Source organism: Stygiolobus caldivivus (genome assembly GCF_019704315.1).
In the GTDB taxonomy this organism is placed as follows: Archaea; Thermoproteota; Thermoprotei_A; order Sulfolobales; family Sulfolobaceae; genus Stygiolobus; species Stygiolobus caldivivus.
Window position 1 is genome coordinate 2569560 of sequence record NZ_AP024597.1, and the last position, 18840, is coordinate 2588399.

Annotated in this window: 18 protein-coding genes and 1 rRNA gene; 11 read left to right on the plus strand and 8 right to left on the minus strand. The window is 36.8% G+C overall.

Annotated elements, in window-relative coordinates:
• The first annotated feature begins 22 nt into the window (after positions 1-22).
• Positions 23-2647 carry an ATP-dependent helicase gene (locus KN1_RS12800; protein WP_221288018.1) on the plus strand — a complete coding sequence of 875 codons (2625 nt, stop codon included), beginning with the start codon at positions 23-25 and terminating at the stop codon, positions 2645-2647.
• Positions 2648-2879: 232 nt separating this feature from the next.
• Here KN1_RS12800 and KN1_RS12805 read toward each other — a convergent pair whose 3' ends face one another.
• The gene (locus KN1_RS12805) at positions 2880-3782 is read right to left on the minus strand and encodes a CBS domain-containing protein (protein ID WP_221288019.1); all 903 of its coding nucleotides are present in this window, start codon (positions 3780-3782) and stop codon (positions 2880-2882) included.
• A gap of 37 nt (positions 3783-3819) precedes the next feature.
• Entirely contained in the window at positions 3820-4506 is a 687-nt protein-coding gene (locus KN1_RS12810) for a DUF2192 domain-containing protein (protein ID WP_221288020.1), read from the minus strand.
• A gap of 54 nt (positions 4507-4560) precedes the next feature.
• Between KN1_RS12810 and KN1_RS12815 the strand changes: the two genes are divergently transcribed.
• A complete protein-coding gene (locus tag KN1_RS12815) occupies positions 4561-4953 on the plus strand; it encodes a hypothetical protein (protein ID WP_221288021.1) in 393 nt (130 codons plus the stop codon).
• Here the strand turns inward: KN1_RS12815 and KN1_RS12820 are convergent.
• Positions 4940-5266: a helix-turn-helix domain-containing protein gene (locus tag KN1_RS12820; RefSeq protein ID WP_221288022.1), complete on the minus strand. Its 327-nt coding sequence runs from the start codon at positions 5264-5266 to the stop codon at positions 4940-4942. The genes KN1_RS12815 and KN1_RS12820 overlap by 14 nt on opposite strands.
• A 53-nt stretch (positions 5267-5319) precedes the next feature.
• On the opposite strand from KN1_RS12820, the gene KN1_RS12825 reads away from it, so the two are divergent.
• Entirely contained in the window at positions 5320-6195 is an 876-nt protein-coding gene (locus KN1_RS12825; RefSeq protein WP_221288023.1) for an MDR/zinc-dependent alcohol dehydrogenase-like family protein, read from the plus strand.
• A gap of 5 nt (positions 6196-6200) precedes the next feature.
• On the opposite strand, the gene KN1_RS12830 is transcribed toward KN1_RS12825, so the two are convergent.
• A complete protein-coding gene (locus KN1_RS12830; protein ID WP_221288024.1) occupies positions 6201-7400 on the minus strand; it encodes an aminotransferase-like domain-containing protein in 1200 nt (399 codons plus the stop codon).
• Between the two features lie 49 nt (positions 7401-7449).
• Between KN1_RS12830 and KN1_RS12835 the strand changes: the two genes are divergently transcribed.
• Positions 7450-8244, plus strand: a complete 795-nt coding sequence (locus tag KN1_RS12835; protein ID WP_221288025.1) for a nicotinamide mononucleotide deamidase-related protein — start codon at positions 7450-7452, stop codon at positions 8242-8244.
• Here the strand turns inward: KN1_RS12835 and KN1_RS12840 are convergent.
• From KN1_RS12840 to KN1_RS12855, 4 genes are read right to left on the minus strand one after another with little or no spacing between them, the layout of a single operon-like run.
• Positions 8215-8997 (minus strand): alpha/beta fold hydrolase, encoded by a 783-nt coding sequence (locus KN1_RS12840; RefSeq protein ID WP_225905701.1) that lies wholly within the window; start codon positions 8995-8997, stop codon positions 8215-8217. The genes KN1_RS12835 and KN1_RS12840 overlap by 30 nt on opposite strands.
• Entirely contained in the window at positions 8994-10625 is a 1632-nt protein-coding gene (pheT, locus tag KN1_RS12845; protein ID WP_221288026.1) for a phenylalanine--tRNA ligase subunit beta, read from the minus strand. The genes KN1_RS12840 and pheT overlap by 4 nt, the downstream gene beginning before the upstream one ends.
• Before the next feature lie 6 nt (positions 10626-10631).
• Positions 10632-12026, minus strand: a complete 1395-nt coding sequence (gene pheS / locus KN1_RS12850) for a phenylalanine--tRNA ligase subunit alpha (protein WP_221288027.1) — start codon at positions 12024-12026, stop codon at positions 10632-10634.
• Positions 12027-12710, minus strand: a complete 684-nt coding sequence (locus KN1_RS12855) for a metal-dependent hydrolase (RefSeq protein ID WP_221288028.1) — start codon at positions 12708-12710, stop codon at positions 12027-12029.
• 52 nt (positions 12711-12762) lie between these two features.
• Here KN1_RS12855 and map point away from each other — a divergent pair, with 52 nt between their 5' ends.
• The 7 genes from map to KN1_RS12890 all read left to right on the plus strand — a co-directional run bounded on the left by map (position 12763) and on the right by KN1_RS12890 (position 18820).
• Positions 12763-13656, plus strand: coding sequence for a type II methionyl aminopeptidase (gene map, locus KN1_RS12860; RefSeq protein WP_221288029.1), 894 nt, complete (start codon positions 12763-12765; stop codon positions 13654-13656).
• A 47-nt stretch (positions 13657-13703) separates the two neighbouring features.
• A complete protein-coding gene (locus KN1_RS12865; protein ID WP_221288030.1) occupies positions 13704-14849 on the plus strand; it encodes a DUF1512 domain-containing protein in 1146 nt (381 codons plus the stop codon).
• Entirely contained in the window at positions 14846-15046 is a 201-nt protein-coding gene (locus KN1_RS12870) for a hypothetical protein (protein ID WP_221288031.1), read from the plus strand. Before KN1_RS12865 ends, KN1_RS12870 begins: the two co-directional genes overlap by 4 nt.
• A gap of 52 nt (positions 15047-15098) precedes the next feature.
• A 5S ribosomal RNA gene (gene rrf / locus KN1_RS12875) occupies positions 15099-15217 on the plus strand.
• Between the two features lie 39 nt (positions 15218-15256).
• On the plus strand, positions 15257-16444 hold the full coding sequence (locus KN1_RS12880; protein WP_221288032.1) for an HD domain-containing protein: 1188 nt from the start codon (positions 15257-15259) through the stop codon (positions 16442-16444).
• Positions 16441-17139 carry a phosphoglycolate phosphatase gene (locus tag KN1_RS12885; protein ID WP_225905702.1) on the plus strand — a complete coding sequence of 233 codons (699 nt, stop codon included), beginning with the start codon at positions 16441-16443 and terminating at the stop codon, positions 17137-17139. The genes KN1_RS12880 and KN1_RS12885 overlap by 4 nt, the downstream gene beginning before the upstream one ends.
• Complete coding sequence (locus tag KN1_RS12890; RefSeq protein ID WP_221288033.1) at positions 17111-18820, plus strand: glutamate--tRNA ligase; 1710 nt, start codon at positions 17111-17113, stop codon at positions 18818-18820. Before KN1_RS12885 ends, KN1_RS12890 begins: the two co-directional genes overlap by 29 nt.
• Positions 18821-18840: the final 20 nt, after the last annotated feature.

Genomic DNA, 18840 nt, shown 5'->3' on the forward strand with positions numbered 1-18840 from the left:
AAGTGACTTAATTTACTCTATCATGGAAGCTCAAGCTTTAAACTCTATTTCTGATGAAGAGATTTTCAAGCTACTTACTCCGCAAGTCGCTAAATGGTTTAAGGAAAAATACAAGACATTTACACCCCCGCAAAGGGGTGCTATTCCCCTTATAAAACAAGGTGTAAATGTTTTAGTATCGAGCCCTACAGGTAGTGGGAAAACTCTAGCTGCCTTCCTAGGTATTTTAGACACCTTAATCCAAATGGGATATGAGGGCAAACTCCAAAACGAGATTTATGCGATCTATATTTCACCACTTAGGGCTTTAAATAACGATATGCAAAGGAATCTATTAGAGCCTTTATCAGAACTAAGCGCCTTATTTCCTGATTTACCTAAGATAAAAGTTGGAATTAGGACAAGTGACACTACATCTTATCAAAAGCAAAAAATGCTTAGAGACCCTCCTCATATACTCATTACTACGCCTGAGTCTTTTGGAATATCACTAGTTTCCCCAAAGTTTAGGGAAAAATTAGCTAATGTTAAGTGGGTAATAATTGATGAGATACATGAACTAGCAAATAGTAAAAGAGGAGCATATTTGTCTGGCTTATTAGAAATTTACCAAAACTTAATAGCAAGAAATGAAGTAACAAGGATTGGCTTAAGTGCTACTGTGTCTCCTTTAGAGGAGATAGCTAAATTTTTAGTGGGAAAAAATAGAAAATACGAGATAATTGACGCTAGGTTTGTTAAACCAGCTGATATCAGGGTAATATCTCCAGTGAGAGATCTAGTTCATGCATCAGAAGAAGAAATAAGTAAAGGGATTTATGATTTTCTAATGTCTGAAATAAAGAAGTATAAGACTACTCTTATTTTTACTAATACCAGGAGCGCAGCAGAGAGGGTATCGTATAAGCTGAGAAAGCTCTTTGAAGTTGAGAAAGTTTTTGATTCTGATCTAGTTGCTGCACACCACAGCAGTTTAAGCAGAGATGTTAGACTTGACGTAGAAGAAAAGCTAAAGAGAGGACAGCTAAAAGTGGTAGTTTCGTCAACCAGTTTAGAACTAGGAATAGACATAGGTTATATTGACCTCGTTGTACTACTTAGTAGCCCTAAAAGCGTTAGTAGATTACTTCAAAGAATAGGGAGAGCTGGGCATCATATCAGAAATATAAGTAGGGGAAGGATTGTGGTAGTGGACAGAGACGACTTGGTTGAATGTACAATTTTAGCACAATTAGCTAGACAAAGAAAGATAGATAGCATCCATATACCTTCTTCACCGCTAGACGTCCTAGCTCAACTTATATTAGCCTCGTCTCTAATTTCTCCAATACAAGTTGATAGATTATATGAAATTATAACTAATTCATATAACTATTCAAGCCTTTCAAAGGAGGAATTTATGAACGTTATAAATTACTTGTCAGGAGGTTATGAGCTAGATGAGAATAGAGTTTATGCAAAGATAAGGATTAAGGACAATTCTATTTACCCTAAAAGCGGTGCTAGAATGATATATTTCCTAAATAGTGGCACTATCCCAGATGAGGCTAATATACCAGTTAAGACTGAAAGCGGAAAGTACGTGGGTAATTTAGAGGAAGAGTTCGTAGAAATATTAACGCCAGGCGATATATTTGTTTTAGCCGGTAAAACTTATGAGTTTATTAGGAGTGAAGGTAACATAGTTATAGTCAGGGATGCTGAAGGGCAAAGACCTACAGTACCCAGCTGGTTTTCTGAGATGTTACCGCTAGCTTTTGATTCAGCAATTGAGATAGGGGAATTTAGGGGAAAAATTGCGAGATATATATCTGAAAACCGAAGCCCAAAACAAATAGTAGAAGAAATATCAAAAGAGTACGAAATATCCAGATCTGCTGCAAAATCTATTTACACGTACATATACGAACAGTATATGTTTATGGGAGTAGTTCCTAGCAATAATTTGATAGTAATAGAAGTATATGACGATGAGGAAGGTAGAAGAAATTTCATTTTTCACGCACTCTATGGCAGGAGAACTTTAGATGCATTATCCAGAGCTATCGCGTATATTATTAGTAATGATTTAAAAACTGATTTAAGGATTGCTGTAACAGACAACGGGTTTATAATAACCTTGCCTAACGTGGTAAACTATGATATAAGTTCTGTTTTGCATAAGCTAAACCCAGAGGAAATGTATGATATTCTAAGTAAGGTTATAATACGAACCGAAATGCTGAAACGTAGATTTAGGCACTGTGCCGAGAGGTCATTCATGATACTAAAACGCTATAAAGGCAGAGAAACGAATATCGACCGTAGGCAATTAAATTCAGAGGTATTATTAAGTGTTGTGAGGGAGTTAGAAGGATTTCCCGTTTTAAAAGAAACTATAAGAGAAATCCTAGAAGATTATATGGATATTAGGAAGGCTATAGATATAGTTTCTAAGGTTAAGAGCGGTGAAATAGGTGTAAAGGTAGTAGGTCCCTTCAATGTACCTAGTCCTTTTGCACATAATATACTTATAAAAGAGTACTCTGATGTAGTGCTAGCCGAAGATAAAAGAGAATTATTGAAGAAACTCCATGAGAAAGTAGTAGAGTTCCTGAGGAATAAGGGAATTGATGTCGAGCTCCAATATACCGAGAGCAGTGAATAAATATGATTTAAGGCAGGATCTATTTCCTATTATCCAAGGGACAGGCCATAGGCTCATATATACTATGTCCTTAACACTTGGTTCGCAAGATCCCTCATGGCTATGAACTATAGCCTTTATGTTATCGATGTATTTATAGAACTCTTCTTCATCTACTTTAAACTCATTATCTTGCTTTGCTATATTTCTTAATTGTATTAATTTATTATCTTTAGTTATAATAGCTATTTTTTCACGCATTTATTAACTCTTCCAATCCGGCTATAGTCTTTAGAATATCAGTTCTGGTAACTATTCCTACAACTCTTTGATTTCGTGATATTACTAGTAGTCTTCCCACGTTATAAATTAACATTTTCCTTATTGCTGTCATGATATCATCTTCATCGCCTATGCTGATTACGTTAGTCTTCATATAGTCAGTTACCTTAGCTTCGAAATTTCCTTCAAAGAAGGCCTTAATGATATCGGCCGTAGTAAGTATACCTAGAGTTTTCTCATCATTATCTAGAACTGGCGCACCTCTAATTCCTTCTTTGTATAATATTTGTGCAGCCTCTTTGAGTAACATATTAGGTTTCAATGCGATTAATTTTCTAGAAATTATATTTTTAACTTGAACTTTAGGTATGCTTATCATCCTTGTCACATCTAATATTAGCTCTTTCCTCGAGTCGTCTATATGGATGATAACTCCTTCTATCACTAATCTACTGTAGGGTATAGGTCCTACTTTTACAGTATCTCCTACCTTCAATTTTCTTAAGTCTCCACTGACCCTAAGTAGAACCTTATTCCCAGAAGGGTTAGTTATATCTAGAATTTCTATGTTACTTATTTTTATATCGGTCTCAAAACCATCCTTGTATAAACTTAATTGATCTAGAATAGGCGTTATAATAGGATTTTTAATAGTCTCATATGCTTTAAGCGTTGGAACATATCCCCCATTAGGCCCAGGTTTCGATTCAATAAGACCTAAGACCTTCAAACTCAAAATTATATTCCTTACAGTCCCCTCATCTTTCCCTATAATATCAGCCACTTCCTTACTCTTTATCATTCTCTTGCTCTTGTTATATAAGTCAACTAATGCTAGAAGTATTTCCCTCTGTGTAGATGACAAATTTTGCATCAATAATTATAATCTAGTTATAAATTTAAAAATCATTTCATGAGCCAATTATTTTCTTTACTATCTTCGGATTAATACTAAATACTTTTTCTGCTATCATAGCTATATATTCTGGCTTCGGTAAAGGGTATTTAATCCCTATATTTATAGCGATAGCTCTCTTTTGTGCTTCTAAGCTTAATTTATCTCGTATATTTTTGGTAGCAATACCCTCAGCTAATTTAAAGGCCGTGTAAAACCTAGCGAAACTGACAGCCGTATGTTGAACCTCATCCACATTAACGGAGTTTAGCACCCTTAATGCGTTGTAGAGAGTGTCTTCAGGTTTAAAGGAAAAAATTCCTTCCGTGAAAATCAGCCTTAGTGTTTTAGCAAGGCTTGACTTGTCCTTATCTAATGCTTCATAAGCCTCTAGGGGTCTATTCTCTGCTATTAACTGCGATGCGTTATCAAATTTTATCTCTGGTGTAAAAATTTTAATAAATAGCTCTTCATAATCGCTCATTAACCCGAGTCCATCCTTTCCTACTACGTATAAACTTATTAATTCCTTTTCGTAAAGTCCATCAGCCTTAAACCCCCTTATGGGTTTTATATGTTTTTCCTCATAAGACTTTTCCAGTACCTCTAAAACCTGGTCTCTAGTCACATTAGTGTTCTCTAATATTTTCCCCCATATATCGGTTAGAACCTTGACCCTCTCCTTGTATAAATCCTTTACCATGGATTTGTATTTGGCAATTTCCCTTAAAAAGGTATCAAAACAGAGGATCTAAACATGAGCATAACAAATGAAGACACTTTAAAAAATAATGTAGTGTTAATTTCAGCATCAGATCTAGAGGAAGAGATCAAGGAATTAAAAGATAAATTAAAAGGAATCAATGACTCTACAACTCAAGAATTTAACAGCATTAAATCGGAATTAGATAAACTGTTCACGATCACTAGCTGGTTAAACATAGCTAGATCACAAGGGATGTGGAAGGCCAAGACGTGCAGACATGTATTTAATGATACATGTAATGCATGGAGCGTGGCTGAACCTGAAAAATTAGGGATACCTCAAGATGCTGTGGTAGTCCAAGAGAATGGAAGTAAAAAGATTGTGGTAGCAAAGTTCTCTGATTTGTGTATAACGTGCCCGTTATACGAACCTAGGAAGGCGTGATATGAGTAATAATTTTTTTGATTCTGAGAATTTTTCTGCTCATTATGTTAGTTTCTTCTATGAATTCTTCTAGGCTTTCTAGTAAATCGTCAAGGATTATATCTATTATTTCTCTTTTCTCTCGTTCATTAGCTATCTTGAATGCCTTCTCAATAGTCTCGTCGCTAGGATGTGTGGCACTAGATAAGAATTTAGTTATAGCTGAGGGGGATAAGCCAAGTTCTTCAGCGAGTTCCTTTTTACTTCTATTCTCTAGCAACAATTCGATAATACGTGTCCTAGCCTCTTTACTTAGGTTATGTATGATCCTCATTTAGTTAAGTTGTCATCGAAAATTTAATAAGTGAAATATATTATATCTTACGAATGAAGGCAATAGTATTCGATTTAGGTATTACAGTAAAAGATGTGATAGAACAGCCCATAAATAAGGACTTTGTGATGGTAACACCCTCAACAGTTCTCTTCACCGGATTAGAAAACGCAATTTACACTGGATTCTTATGGGTCGAACCAAAGAGAATTCTTGGGAGCACCGGTATAGTTAAGATAAGGAACGTTGGGATCGAAGTGGATAAGAACATTGAGGGTAAAAATGCTGTAGTCCTTCCATATTCTAAAAAGTATGGTGGAATAGGGACAGAAATAGACGGAATCCTAAGTGAGTATGCTGTAATACCAGAAGATAGTATAGTGGTTCTGCCAGATAACTTTAATATAAAGTACGTTCTATATCCGTTCGTAAGTATTGGATTACAGCTTAGAAAGATAGTCAAGGGCTTTAATGTTCTAATCGTTGGTGGTGGACTAGTATCATACATCTCTTCCTTAGCTCTAGTAGGGTATGCTAGTAGGGTGTACTTATACAACGACGAAGGCTATAAAGTAAGGTTATATGGGGTTGAAGAAATAAAGGATGGAGGAAGTTGGGATATCATATTCGCTGGGAGTATGAGGAGTTGGATTAGGGTAGCATTACAATTTAGTTCTAAAGAAGGGGATATCTTAGCTTTACCAAAATTTCTAAACTCTTGGCCTGCAATTATTCCTACCAGACTAAACGTAAGGCTAATTGAGCCTATGAAAATGGACGGAGTATTTGAATTTATTGACGATGAAATCACAGATAAAATATTTCAAGAGCTAGTAGTCTCATCTGACTCCCTTGAATCTTCGATACCTACACCTAAACCAGGAGTTCTATTTAACGCTGAGAAATTCTTTTCTGCTAGAAGGTCGTAAAAAGATCATAAATAAGACGAAATGGTTTCACCTAGAATCTTTATTCCTTGCTCTAACTCTTCTGGATTAGGATAGCTAAAGTTTAGTCTCATCGTGTTTCTTCCACTGTAGTCATAATAGAAACTGGATCCCGGCACGTAAGCTACTCCCCTCTTCATTGCCTCTTCTAACATCTTTACTGTGTCTATCTTTTCTGGTAGCCAAGTAAACACAAACATACCACCTACTGGCCTACTCCATCTAGCTGATTTCGGGAAGTATTTCTCTATAGCATCTAACATGACATCTCTTTTTTCACGATATGTTTGCTTAATTTTAGGAATTTGCCTCTCTATGACTCCTCTCTTGATTGCTTCCATTGCGATCATCTGAGTAAACGTTGGCGTGTGTAAATCTACATTCTGCTTATATAGCTCCATTTCATGAGTGAACTCTTCAGAAGCTATAACCCAACCTAATCTAAAACCTGGGGCTAAAATTTTACTAAAGGTTCCGGTGTAGATCACCCTGCCGCTTCTATCCAAAGCTTTTAACGGCGGTGGGCTATCCCCTTCAAATACTAAGAAGCCATAGGCATCATCCTCTATCAGTAGAAAGTCATATTGTTCTGCCAATTCGATGAGCCTCTTTCTGTCTTCTAGGCCCATAGTTGTTCCAGCCGGATTTTGTGCAGTGGGTATAACATACATCAACTTAGGTTTTTTGCCTTTTGATATACTCTCCTTAATTTTTGTTTCTAACTCGTCAATATCAGGTCCTTTTTCTGTAACCTTTACGCCAATAAAGTTAGGCTTCCTGGCTCTAAGTATGTTTAAGGCGGCCAGATAAGTGGGCATTTCGACAATAACTGTATCTCCCGGGTCTACAAGGAGATTAAAGATCATGAACAGGGCTTCTTGGCTCCCAACTGTGACGAAAATGTTGTTCTCATTTATCCCAGTTATGCCCCTTCTTGACGATAGATTTACAAGTTCTTTCCTAAATTCTACTATTCCTGAAGTGGTAGAGTACTGTAGTGCCCTTTCAGGACTATTTTTAAGTATGTCAGTTGTTATTTTTTCTATCTCCTCAGATGGGAAAGTCGAGGGGTCGGGTAAACCTCCTGCCAAGCTTATTACCTTTTTACCTTCAGTTAGTTTAAGTAGATCTCGTATTTCTGAACTTCTCAATAACTCTGTATCCTTGGACAAAAACCGTTCAAACATTTAACACTTCACGCACAAAATATTAACCTTTATCCTTTTATCTATTTTTGTGGAAGAGTGGTATGCTGAAATAATAACGATAGGAAATGAAATACTATCTGGTAAGACAATAAACACTAATGCTTCACATATAGCTAGAAGGCTGATCTCTATAGGTTTCACTATACGAAGAATAACAGTAGTAATGGATGAATTGGAAGAAATTAAGGAGATCTTTAAGGAAACCATAAGCAGAAACCCCAACCTGATCGTATCCACAGGTGGATTAGGTCCCACTTATGATGACAAGACTAGTGAAGGGATTTCCCTAGCTATAAATAGACCTTTAGAGTTGAACCAGAAAGCATATCAAATGATTGTAGAGAAATACTCTAGATTAGGAATCCAACTTACGGAAGAAAGAGTAAAAATGGCTAAAATGCCTAGAGGTAGCATAGCAGTTGAGAATGACGTGGGTATAGCACCAGGCATTTACGTAAAATATGAAGACATAGAGATTTTAGCTACCCCGGGTGTACCTCGTGAAATGGAAAATGTACTAGAAAATTTTCTATCTAAACATCTAACTAATAGGCCTAATAAAAAATATCATGAAGAGAGCTTTATCATTAGAGGAGTTATGGAATCTACTATTGCACCTTACGTTAAGCAGTTGGTAAAGAAATATGATTTATATATAAAGACTCACCCTAAAGGAAAAGAATTAGAAAACCCAGTCTTGGAAATTCAAATAGCCGGAAGTTCAATCAGTGAAGACGAAATAGAAAGAAAAATTAAGGAATGTAAAAAGGAACTAATAGACATAGGTGTAAGACTAGGGGGACTTGTAGAGGAAGTTAAGTAATTCTTTTGTTAACTCCTCCGGCATTTCAAAATTAAGGAAATGACCATAACTCGCAAAGACTTTACTTTTTGCGTCCTTAATTTTGCTCTTAAACAAGTTTAAGTTCTGAGATAGCTTGTCTTCACTCCCATAAAGTAATAAAGTTTCTATATCTAATTTGGTCAACTCTTCTGAGTAATCTCTTGCATTAAGTAAACCTTCTACTGCATACTTATATCCTATCGGGGTATTCTCTCGGTAGACGCTTAATAAGTCATTCCACGCTCTGGGGTTACCATATAAAGTGGGAGCAAAATCGTTTATTTTTCTCCTATAATCTGCAAGAGCCTCCATGCCCAATGATAAGGCTATTGATAACATTTTCTCATAGGGTTCTCTTGCCGGTGCTTTATATAACGCTCCTATTAATACAAGTTTTTTTACACTATTTTTTAAGGCATAATCAATTGCAATTAAAGTCCCTAATGAGTGTCCTACGATAATCGGTTCTTTAATCCCTTCTATTTCTAATAATTTTCTAAGGTCTTCAGAATGTTCCTCTATTAAATACGGTGCGGGCGGTATTGATGATCTACCGTGACCTCTTAAGTCATATACTAAGACTTTATATTTCCTTGATAAGGTTGGGTAAATGTATTTCCAACTATTTTTACTCCCAGCTAGGTGATGTATTAGAATTACAGTGTCGTTAGCATTATTTTCATCTCTAACTTCATAGTAGATTCTTACCCCATTATCTAACGTTATGATCAAAGGTTTTCACCTATGAGCCTATCGACGTATATTTCACTTATCACTATTGGGTACTCTATTCCAAGTTTTTCAAGCACTTGAGGGTGAACTTCACCTATAATTCCTACTACTTGTTCCTTATCTTTTATGATTTCAGCTGTTCTACCTTTGATGAGTAAAGGGTGTTCAGCTCTTCTGTACTCAAAAGATATATTAAGATTGTATAAGATTTGATGTATTCTAGATTGGAGGTCTTCAAAGCTTACTTTACTGTCCATAATAGAGTAGACGGCCCTTGTAGAGTTTAAATAACCAGTATCAGTATTACCCCTTATCACCGCATCTCCGATTTCAAACACCAGTATAGGCATTTTTGAATGTTGGTTCTGCTTTAAGAAATACAGTGTAGTAGGTATAAGAGAATTCCTGATTACTGTATAGTCAACAGTCACTGGGTTTACTATTTTAACGTAATCACCTTCAATATCCCTATCGTTAGTGAGGACAAAAGTAAAGATCTCCGTGAACCCTGCTCCGATACTTAAATCCCTTATTTTTCTGGTTACAGTAGTTAATTTAGTAGCTGCGCCTAAACGTGTAAGTTTAAAACTTGAAGGTTCAAGGTTTTGATATCCTATCATCATCGCTACATCTTCTACTAGATCGATTTGCGAAATTATATCTACTCTATAGGGAGGGATAATAACTTCTACCTCGTTACCTTGTACTTTACTTACATCGAATCTAGCCATCCTTAAGTATTCTATTACACTTTCAGTGGTTAGGTTTAACCCAATTTTTTTGCTAACATAATCTGAACTGATTTTCATTTTAGAGTGCTTCAGCTGCGGGTACCAAGTCTCATAGCTTTCAGAAAGGACCTTAACCAGTTCTATTTTTCCGCCCATCTCAGCTAAGTTTGTTGTAAGGATGTCTAACGTTGCACTTACAGCATCTAAAGAAGTACCCGTAACATCAATGAATAAGTTTCTTGTAGATATCTCTAGCCGCGTTTTTTCAGAGTTTATTACGGGCGGTATGCTAAGGATACTACCATTATCTTCCATAATTGCCGGTGTCCTCCCGTCCTTAACAGAAATAGTTCCGTATTGTTTTCCTTGTTCTGTACTCTCTAAAACTTCCTTCACAGTTAACTCTCTTTTTTCATTTAGCGGTGTAAATTTGTAATCCAACTGTACTTCTCTGTATACTATGTTTTTAGAGGTAATCTTATCTAGGTCATGGATCCCTATAGCTACCTTTTTCCTCTTTCTCCCTATAGTTATGTGAAGTTTTTCTTGGAATTGAATAAGTTCTTTTAAGGAATCTTCATCAAGATTTATTCCCCTTACTATCCCTGCTACTGCATAAGGCCTTGTCTCAACTTTTTCTACCTTAAGGCTATACTCTCCTTGTTTTACTTCATACTTTGCTTCTCCCAGTTCGATCTTCTTTAGTCCTTTAATTGCCCTTATTATACCTGGTGTAGATAGGAGGTCGGGCCTATCGTTATTTATTTCGATTTCTAAATGGTCTTGGTCAACAGGTTTAACTTCAGATTTTAGGTTAAATAGTAAATCTTCCAGTTCATTCTCACTAATTTTCAGCTTATTTAGCAAGTCCCACTTGTAGACTATAATGTTAACCACAGCCTATCAGCCCCTGAAATTTCTCAGAAAATCTACGTTATTTGCATATAATAATCTAATATCCTTGAGGCCGAATAAGAGCATAGCGAGGCGATCTATTCCTATACCCCAAGCCCCAGCATCACTATCTATACCTACGGCTTCAAGTATCTCGGGCCTCAGTAAACCTGCACCTGACATCTCTACCCAGCCCAAGCCTTCGATCTTTCCATATACTTCCACGCTAGGTTCTGTGAACGGGAAGTAAGCTGGCTTAAATTTTATTTCCTTTATACCTATCTGATAAAAGATCTCCTTTAAGACTCCTAATAGATCCCTGAAGGCAAACCCGTTTTCTACTACAAGACCGTCTAGTTGGTGGAACTCAATTAAATGTGTAGCATCTATTGAATCAGGTCTGAACACTTTACCGATAGTGAAAGTCCTGATTGGTGGTCTAGGTCTACTACTTAAAACTCTGGAAGTTACTGCTGTAGTCTGGCTCCTTAAGACTAGCCTCAATGCAATGTTAGGTTCCCATTCATATTTCCAGCCCTTCTTATGCATTTCCTTTACCCTATTCATCAGCTCTAAGTCCTTTACCTCACCTTTACCCTCAATCATAAAACTGTCATGAATTTCCCTAGCTGGGTGATCTTGTGCTTGGAAAAGCAAATCGAAATTATAAAACTCTAATTCCACATAATTTCCTTTAACTTCTGTAAATCCTAAGTTTATCATTACATCCCTCAATTTTTCTAAAAATTCTTTAAAAAAGTGTTTTTTAGCAAGTGGGTAAAAGGGTGGTTCAGCCTCAACGTTATACTCTTTAATCGGTGCTTTTTCCCACTCATGGTTCTTTATGATATCAGTAGTGATATATGTAATAGGCTTTACGACCGTTATGTCCTCCCGTGCTAAACTAAGAATTAATGCAGTTTCTTGTTTTACGCTTATCAGTTTCCTTGCAAGTAACTGTTTATAGTTATTGTCGTTGATCTTTGAGGGGTCTCTAAGTAAGTCTACTTCAGGTGATTGGTAATCTTTAACCAGTGGTATTACTGAATCTTTTTCTATTTTTATAAGGTTTTTTCTCCTTGCCCAACCTAACGCTATTTCTAGTTCGTTCCCCATTAGCTCTTTTAGCTCACTAATTTTTCTGCTTTGGCCGTTTAGGGTTTTAATCAGAACATCTTCTGGCATTCCTCTCTGTAGCCTTAATTTTCCCTCGTCGGTCAGTTCGTACTTCGTTAATTTTTTTTCTTCTAGCCTTACGTACCCTTTCTCTTTCAGTAACTGTGAAAGACTATATATTGACGATAGAGGTATCCCTAGTGAATCGCTTATTTCTTCTGCTGTAGCCGACTTATTAGGTCTAGATTTTAAATATTCTACTATCTTAATCTCATTTTCGCTTAACATTTATAGTTCCACGCTCTGTCCAGGCTGAAGTACTAATGCTTTGTACCCTCTTTTGCTTACTTCTTGGACAAATTCGTCAGGATTTACTTTAATTAGGTCCCAAGTATTGTAGTGGATAGGTATAGCGTATCTTTTAGGTCTCAGCATTTCAACTGCAATACCAGCTTGTTGAGGATCCATGGTAAACCTACCTCCTATGGGTAGTAACACATAATCCGGTTTAAACAGTTCTCCGATTAACTTCATATCCTCAAAGAGCCCAGTATCTCCTGCATGATACAATGTTACTCCATCTCCATTTATAACGACTCCAGTTGGATCGCTATGTTCACTTGAATGGACGGCTTTAGTTAGAGCTAATTTTATCCCATCGAAAGATATATACCCTCCTACGTTAGCCGGGATGAATTTTTCCCAATCAATCTTAAACTCGTTCGCCAAATATGCCTCAAGGTCGTATGTAGCAAAAATTTTTGCCTTAGGGTTCATTTTCATGAGTTCAACGGTATCTCCCAAGTGGTCGTAGTGGTCATGTGTAACTACTATTAAATCTAAGTTATTATCGAAGTAATTCAATCTCACAGGGGATAGGGGGTTATCTTTTATCATTGGGTCTACAATAATATGTTTACCACTAATATTCAATTCAACCGCTGCGTGCCCTAACCATCGTAGTTGTGGCATAATAGAATATTTCTAAGCTAAAAATTAAAACTTCCTTTCTTTATATAACCTCATGAATGAGGAGGTTATAGAAATAATTAGAAAAGCTGGGAAAATAGCTGCTAAGGCAAGAGAAGAAGGAGCTAAACTAATTAAACCGGGAGTAAAGGTAATAGACGTATGTGAGACAGTAGAAAAAATAATAATCGAGAACGGCGCATTTCCAGCATTTCCTTGTAATCTCTCTATAAATAATGAAGCTGCCCATTATAGTCCGGTCATAGGGGATCTAAAAGTAATCCCAGAAAACGCAGTAGTGAAACTAGACCTGGGTGCCCATATAGATGGGTATATTACGGATACTGCCCTTACTGTGGCTTTGGATCCTAAGTATGAAAAGCTTGCTGAGGCTTCAAAGGTAGCACTAGATAAGGCAATAGAAACTATAAGGTCAGGAGTAGATATAGGTGAAATAGGGAAGGTTATAGAACGGACTATAAAAAGTTATGGATATAAACCTGTAGCGAATTTAGGTGGGCACTTAATTAGGCGTTATGAATTACACGCTGGAATTTTTATTCCAAATGTTTATGAAAGGGGAATGGGAAGAATAATTGAAGATAATACATACGCCATTGAACCATTCGCTACTGATGGAGGGGGTAAAGTAATTGAAGGAAAAGAGATTACAATTTATGCAGTAAGGACTACGGATATTAAGGGTCTTTCTGATGAAGAGAAAGATTTTCTTATGAAAATTTATGAAAAAGTAAATAAGAATCCTTTTAGCGAACGTTGGTTTGCAAATCTAGGAGAAGCTGAATACGTAAAACAGATGATAAAAACTTTAATGAGGAAAGGAGCTATTAGGGGATACCCCATACTTCTTGAGGTGAAAAAGGGGTTTGTGTCCCAGTTTGAACACACAGTCTTAGTTACTAGGGATGGCGTGGAAGTAATAACTTAATAAAAAATTATTAGCCCTCATGTTTATAAAAATAAAGTGATGGGATAATGTTAGACGTAGTTGAGATAATAGCATTAGCTCAGTCAGCTCCATCTGGACAGATAAATAGTGCTTACTATTTTCTAGCGTATATCATATTCTTTGGACTCATAGCTCTTATGTCTCTGCCTGGGTTCCAACAAAGAATGTATATATACTTTGCATCTAGAGAAATAGAGAATGGACTGGCTAAAATAGAGAAATCTCTAAATGCAGCAAAAAGTAAGACTAAACAGCTCTTAGAGAAACAAGGAGCACCAAACCCTGACGAGCTAACAAAGAGGTTTGCTGATATGTTTACAATAGACCCAGTTAATGTAGAGCCGACGGATATAATAAGTAGGATGAGGTTGCTAATACGTACAAGTGAGGATAGAATTAAGGGTATTATAATGACTACTTTACCAAATGTTGATCCAGTAACTAGGAGTAAGATAGAAGTATCTGCTGAAATAATAAACGCTCTAAATACGATACATAAAGTTATAAGGCACTATTTGCTGATGGGTAAGAAACTAAATAGCTACTTTATTCTAATCCAGTTACAAAGTATAGTCCCTATGCTAGTAAAGATGGCTGAAGCTTATGAGAAAGCACAAGATACTTTCATTCAAGGTGTCCCCGTAGGGGATTCCCTAGGTCCTTTAGTTGCATCGAGGTTTCTAATGTCGATCCCAGAGAAATGGTCACCCAGTAGAGAAGTAGTTGCTGGAGAGACTGTATTTGAAGGAAGAAAACTTATTGTGGTGAAAGCTGAAGGGCCCATGGCAACTGTGGGTACACCCGGAGAAGCTGTTGAAAATATAGTGGAGAGGGAACACGGAAAGGTATCGAGAATAATTACAGTAGATGCAGCTGCGAAATTAGAAGGTGAGAATACAGGCGAGATAGCTGAAGGTACCGGAGTAGCCATGGGCGATCCGGGTCCAGAAAAGATAGCAATAGAAAGGGCTGCTGTAAAGTACAATATTCCTATTGATGCCGTGATTGTTAAAATGAGCTTAGAAGAGGCTATAACGTCTATGCCTCAGGAAGTTTATGAAGCAGCTGATAAAGTTGTCGAAATGGTTAAGAAACTGATACTAGAAAGGACTAAGCCTGGAGATACTGTAGTATTAATAGGCGTAGGGAACACTGTAGGTGTAGCTCAATGAGCCAAAACCAACAGCAACAACAAAAACCTATAATTACTGTTTTAAAATGTTTGAAGTGCGGTTACACTACAGAAAGGCCATTTAGAGAAGGGGATTTCATTCCGAAGATAGAAGGTACATGCCCTAAGGACGGGGCTCCTCTTTTTATTTGGGGGATATACGCAAAGTCTAATCAGCAACAACAAAAGAACAAATAGCGCGTATTAAATCAGATACTTTTTTAAGCTATGAAAGATTAATAGTGATTGCCCACCCGGCCATAGTGGGCGGGCAACACCCGGACTCGTCTCGAACCCGGAAGTTAAGCCGCCCACGTCAGAAGGGCCGTGGGATCCGCGAGGACCCGCAGCCCTTCTGAGCTGGGATGGGCATTCATTTTTAATACTTTTAAATTACGTTTTATACTAATGAAAAAAGTGTTTGATGAAGTTCACGGCTATATAACCTTGAATGACCTTGAAACCAAGATAGTGGACTCACCTATTTTTCAAAGGTTACGAAGGATAAAACAAACTAGTCTTGCCTACCTTGTTTACCCTGGTGCTATGCATACACGCTTTAGCCATTCTCTAGGGAGTTTCCACTTATCACAAAAAATTGGTGAAAAGTTAAGGCAGAACGGTATTCTGACGGATGAGGAACTCAGTGTCTTACGTATATCATCATTACTACATGATATAGGCCAATTTCCCTTTAGTCATGCAATAGAACCCCTTTATCTACAATATAATATAAGTAATAAAGTGCTCAGGAGTGAAATAATACGTAATGACGCTGAGTTAGAAGAAATTTTTGAAGAGTATTCAGTTAATACTGACAAGATCCTAGAGATATACAATGGCGAAAATACTTTTTCTAGCATTATAGATAGCGATGTAGATGTAGATCGTATGGACTATTTAATAAGGGATTCAAGACACACCGGTGTCCAATTAGGAAATTTAGACTTAGATAGACTAATAGATACCATTAGTTATGGAGAAGATAATAACATATTAGTACTAGAGAAAGGTCTCTATAGCCTAGAAAATTTTTACATCTCTCGACTTCATATGTATCAAGCTGTTTATTATCATAAGACTATTTTGGGTTATGAGTTGTATTTAAGAAATATATATAAGCAGATAGTCGATATTTGCTGCTCGGAATTATTTGATGAAAAATATATAAAGAAGAGTGTGAATGATGGTTCTATAGCTTATTGGGACGATGAATGGATTTTCTCAAAACTATATGAGGTTTTATCTGACTATAACATTTCAGACAATCTAAAAATGCAAGTGAAAAACTTTCTCAATAGAAATGGACCTAAAGTAGTATTTGAAGAGGTTTCGTTTGATAAGTTAACTACACCGCTTGAAGAGTTGGTTGGTAAGCTTGAAAGGTATGGAATTCCTAGAGAAGCCATATTTCCATTTGAAGAGAAAATAAAGATCATTGATAAAAATAAGATAAAAGTCTTCTCTAAGGGGAAATATAAAATGCTCAAAGACTTTTCAAATACATTACTTAACGTAGTACCTGAGTATATAAATATTAGCAGGATCTACGTTGACTATAAATTTGTTAATAGGGCAAGGGATCTATTGAGTTGAGACTCATACTGGTAGACGTAGATGGAACTTTAACATTAGATAGGGATACGTATCTCCTAGAGTTAGATGCTATAAAAGCTTTAAGGGAGATCCAGAAAAGTGGGTTTAAAGTGGGTATTGTTAGCGGTAATTCTTATCCGGTACTAAGAGCGCTCTATACCTATCTAGGTTTTAATGGGGGGATAGTGGCTGAAAACGGATGCGTAGTGTATTATGAAAAACTATATGAAGTGTGCGAGAAAATAAATAAAGATTTAATAGCTGAATTTGAAAGATTATTTAACGTAAAAGGAAGCTGGCAAAACGTGTACAAATGTTGCGATTTGACGTTTACTCCTCCTTATCTGACTAATGAAATGGTAAAGTGGGCGAAAGGTAGAGGTCTGTATATTAGAACTAGTGGTTATGCGATACATGTTTCTAAGTCTAAAAAGGGAAAGGGAGATGGAGTGAGGTTCTTAATCTCCCTTTTAGGTGTGAGTAAAGGTGATGTAATAGGCATAGGGGATTCTAGCACAGATATAGAGTTTTTGGAAGAGGTAGGTTTTAAGGTAGTGGTAGGAAATGGAGAAGAGGAAGTAAAAAAATTAGGAAACTATATAACTAGGGAGAAAAGTGGAAAAGGAGTAGTGGAGTTTGTGAATAAATTAATTAAAGGTGATATAGATGGAGGAATTAGAGGAGCTGGTATATAAATATGCATTACAAAACGCAGTAAAACATGATGGTAAAGCTAATGTAAACGCCGTAGTTAGTAAAATCTTTTCGGAAAGAGGAGATTTGAGGTCTAGAGCCAAGGAGATCGTCGAACTAACTAAGAAAATAGTGGATAAGGTAAATTCGATGAGTATTAACGACCAGATAAACGAGCTTAAGGAAAAATACCCAGAGATGCTTGAGGAAAAAAAGAAAGAGGAAACAGTAAAGAAAACGCTCCCGCCAATTTCAGTTAAAGGGTCACTAGTTACGCGATTTGCTCCTAACCCGGACGGTCCGTTACATTTAGGAAACGCTAGGGCTGCAATAATTTCCTATCAGTACGCCTCGATGTATAATGGGAAATTTATCCTCAGGTTTGATGATACTGACCCTAAGGTAAAGAAACCTATTAGAGAGGCTTATGATTGGATAAGGGAAGACTTAAAATGGCTAGGCATAAAGTGGGACTTAGAAGTTAGAGCCTCAGCTCGTTTAGAGATTTATTATAAATATGCTAGGGAACTTATTCAGAAAGGACATGCTTATGTAGACACGTGTAAAGAAGAGGAGTTTAAGGAGAAGAGGGATAAGGGCGAACCTTGCCCTAACAGGCTGAGAGATGCTTCCTATAATCTTGATTTATTCGAGAAAATGTTACAAGGTGAATTTAAAGAGGGAGAGGCTGTAGTTAGGTTAAAGACAGATCTAACCCTACCAGATCCGTCCCAAAGGGACTGGGTATTGCTTAGGATTATAGATGTAAAAGCTAATCCTCATCCTATTGAAGGTGATAAATACTGGTTATGGCCTACCTATAATTTTGCCAGTGCGATAGATGACCACGAGCTTGGTATAACACATATTTTTAGGGGGAAAGAACATGCAGTTAACGCAGAAAAACAGAAATGGGTATATAACTACCTGAGATGGACCTACCCTGAAGTCCATGAATTCGGTAGGCTCAAACTAGAAGGATTTATGATGAGTAAATCTAAGATTAGAACAGCATTAGATAGAGGATCTGGTATAGATGACCCGCGGCTACCTACACTAGCAGGGCTAAGGAGGAGAGGTATTTTACCTGATACTGTGAAAGAAATAATCATTACGGTAGGTCTTAAAGTTACTGATGCCACTATAAGTTTTGATAATATAGCTTCTATAAATAGGAAAAAGCTGGATCTAACAGCTAAGAGGCTGATGTTTGTCCCCAGCCCTAGGGAGTTTGAAATCGAATTACCAGATAAAATGACCGCTAAGATCCCATATCACCCTTCAGACCCGTCAAATTATCGTGAAATTACTGTAAGTCCCCACGATAAGGTAGTGATCGATTCTGAAGACGCCAAAGAAAAAGTCCTCAGGTTAATGGAGCTCTGTAACGTGGTAGTTGAAGGTGATAGACTAATCTATCACAGTAGGAGTGTTGAGGATGCTAGGAAAATAAATGCTAAAATTGTACAATGGACTAAGAAGAGCGAAGCTGTGGATATAGTAGTTTATATTGCGGATCCTAATTCAGGGATAAGAGAAATTCATGGGTTAGGAGAAAAATCAATAGCCCAGCTTAGAGAGAATGATATAGTCCAGTTTATTAGGTTTGGTTTCGTTAGAGTAGATAAGAAGGAGGAAGAAGGTAATAGAGTAAAAATTCATGCTATATTTTCACATGAGTAAGTTTTTTAACCTATTAGAAG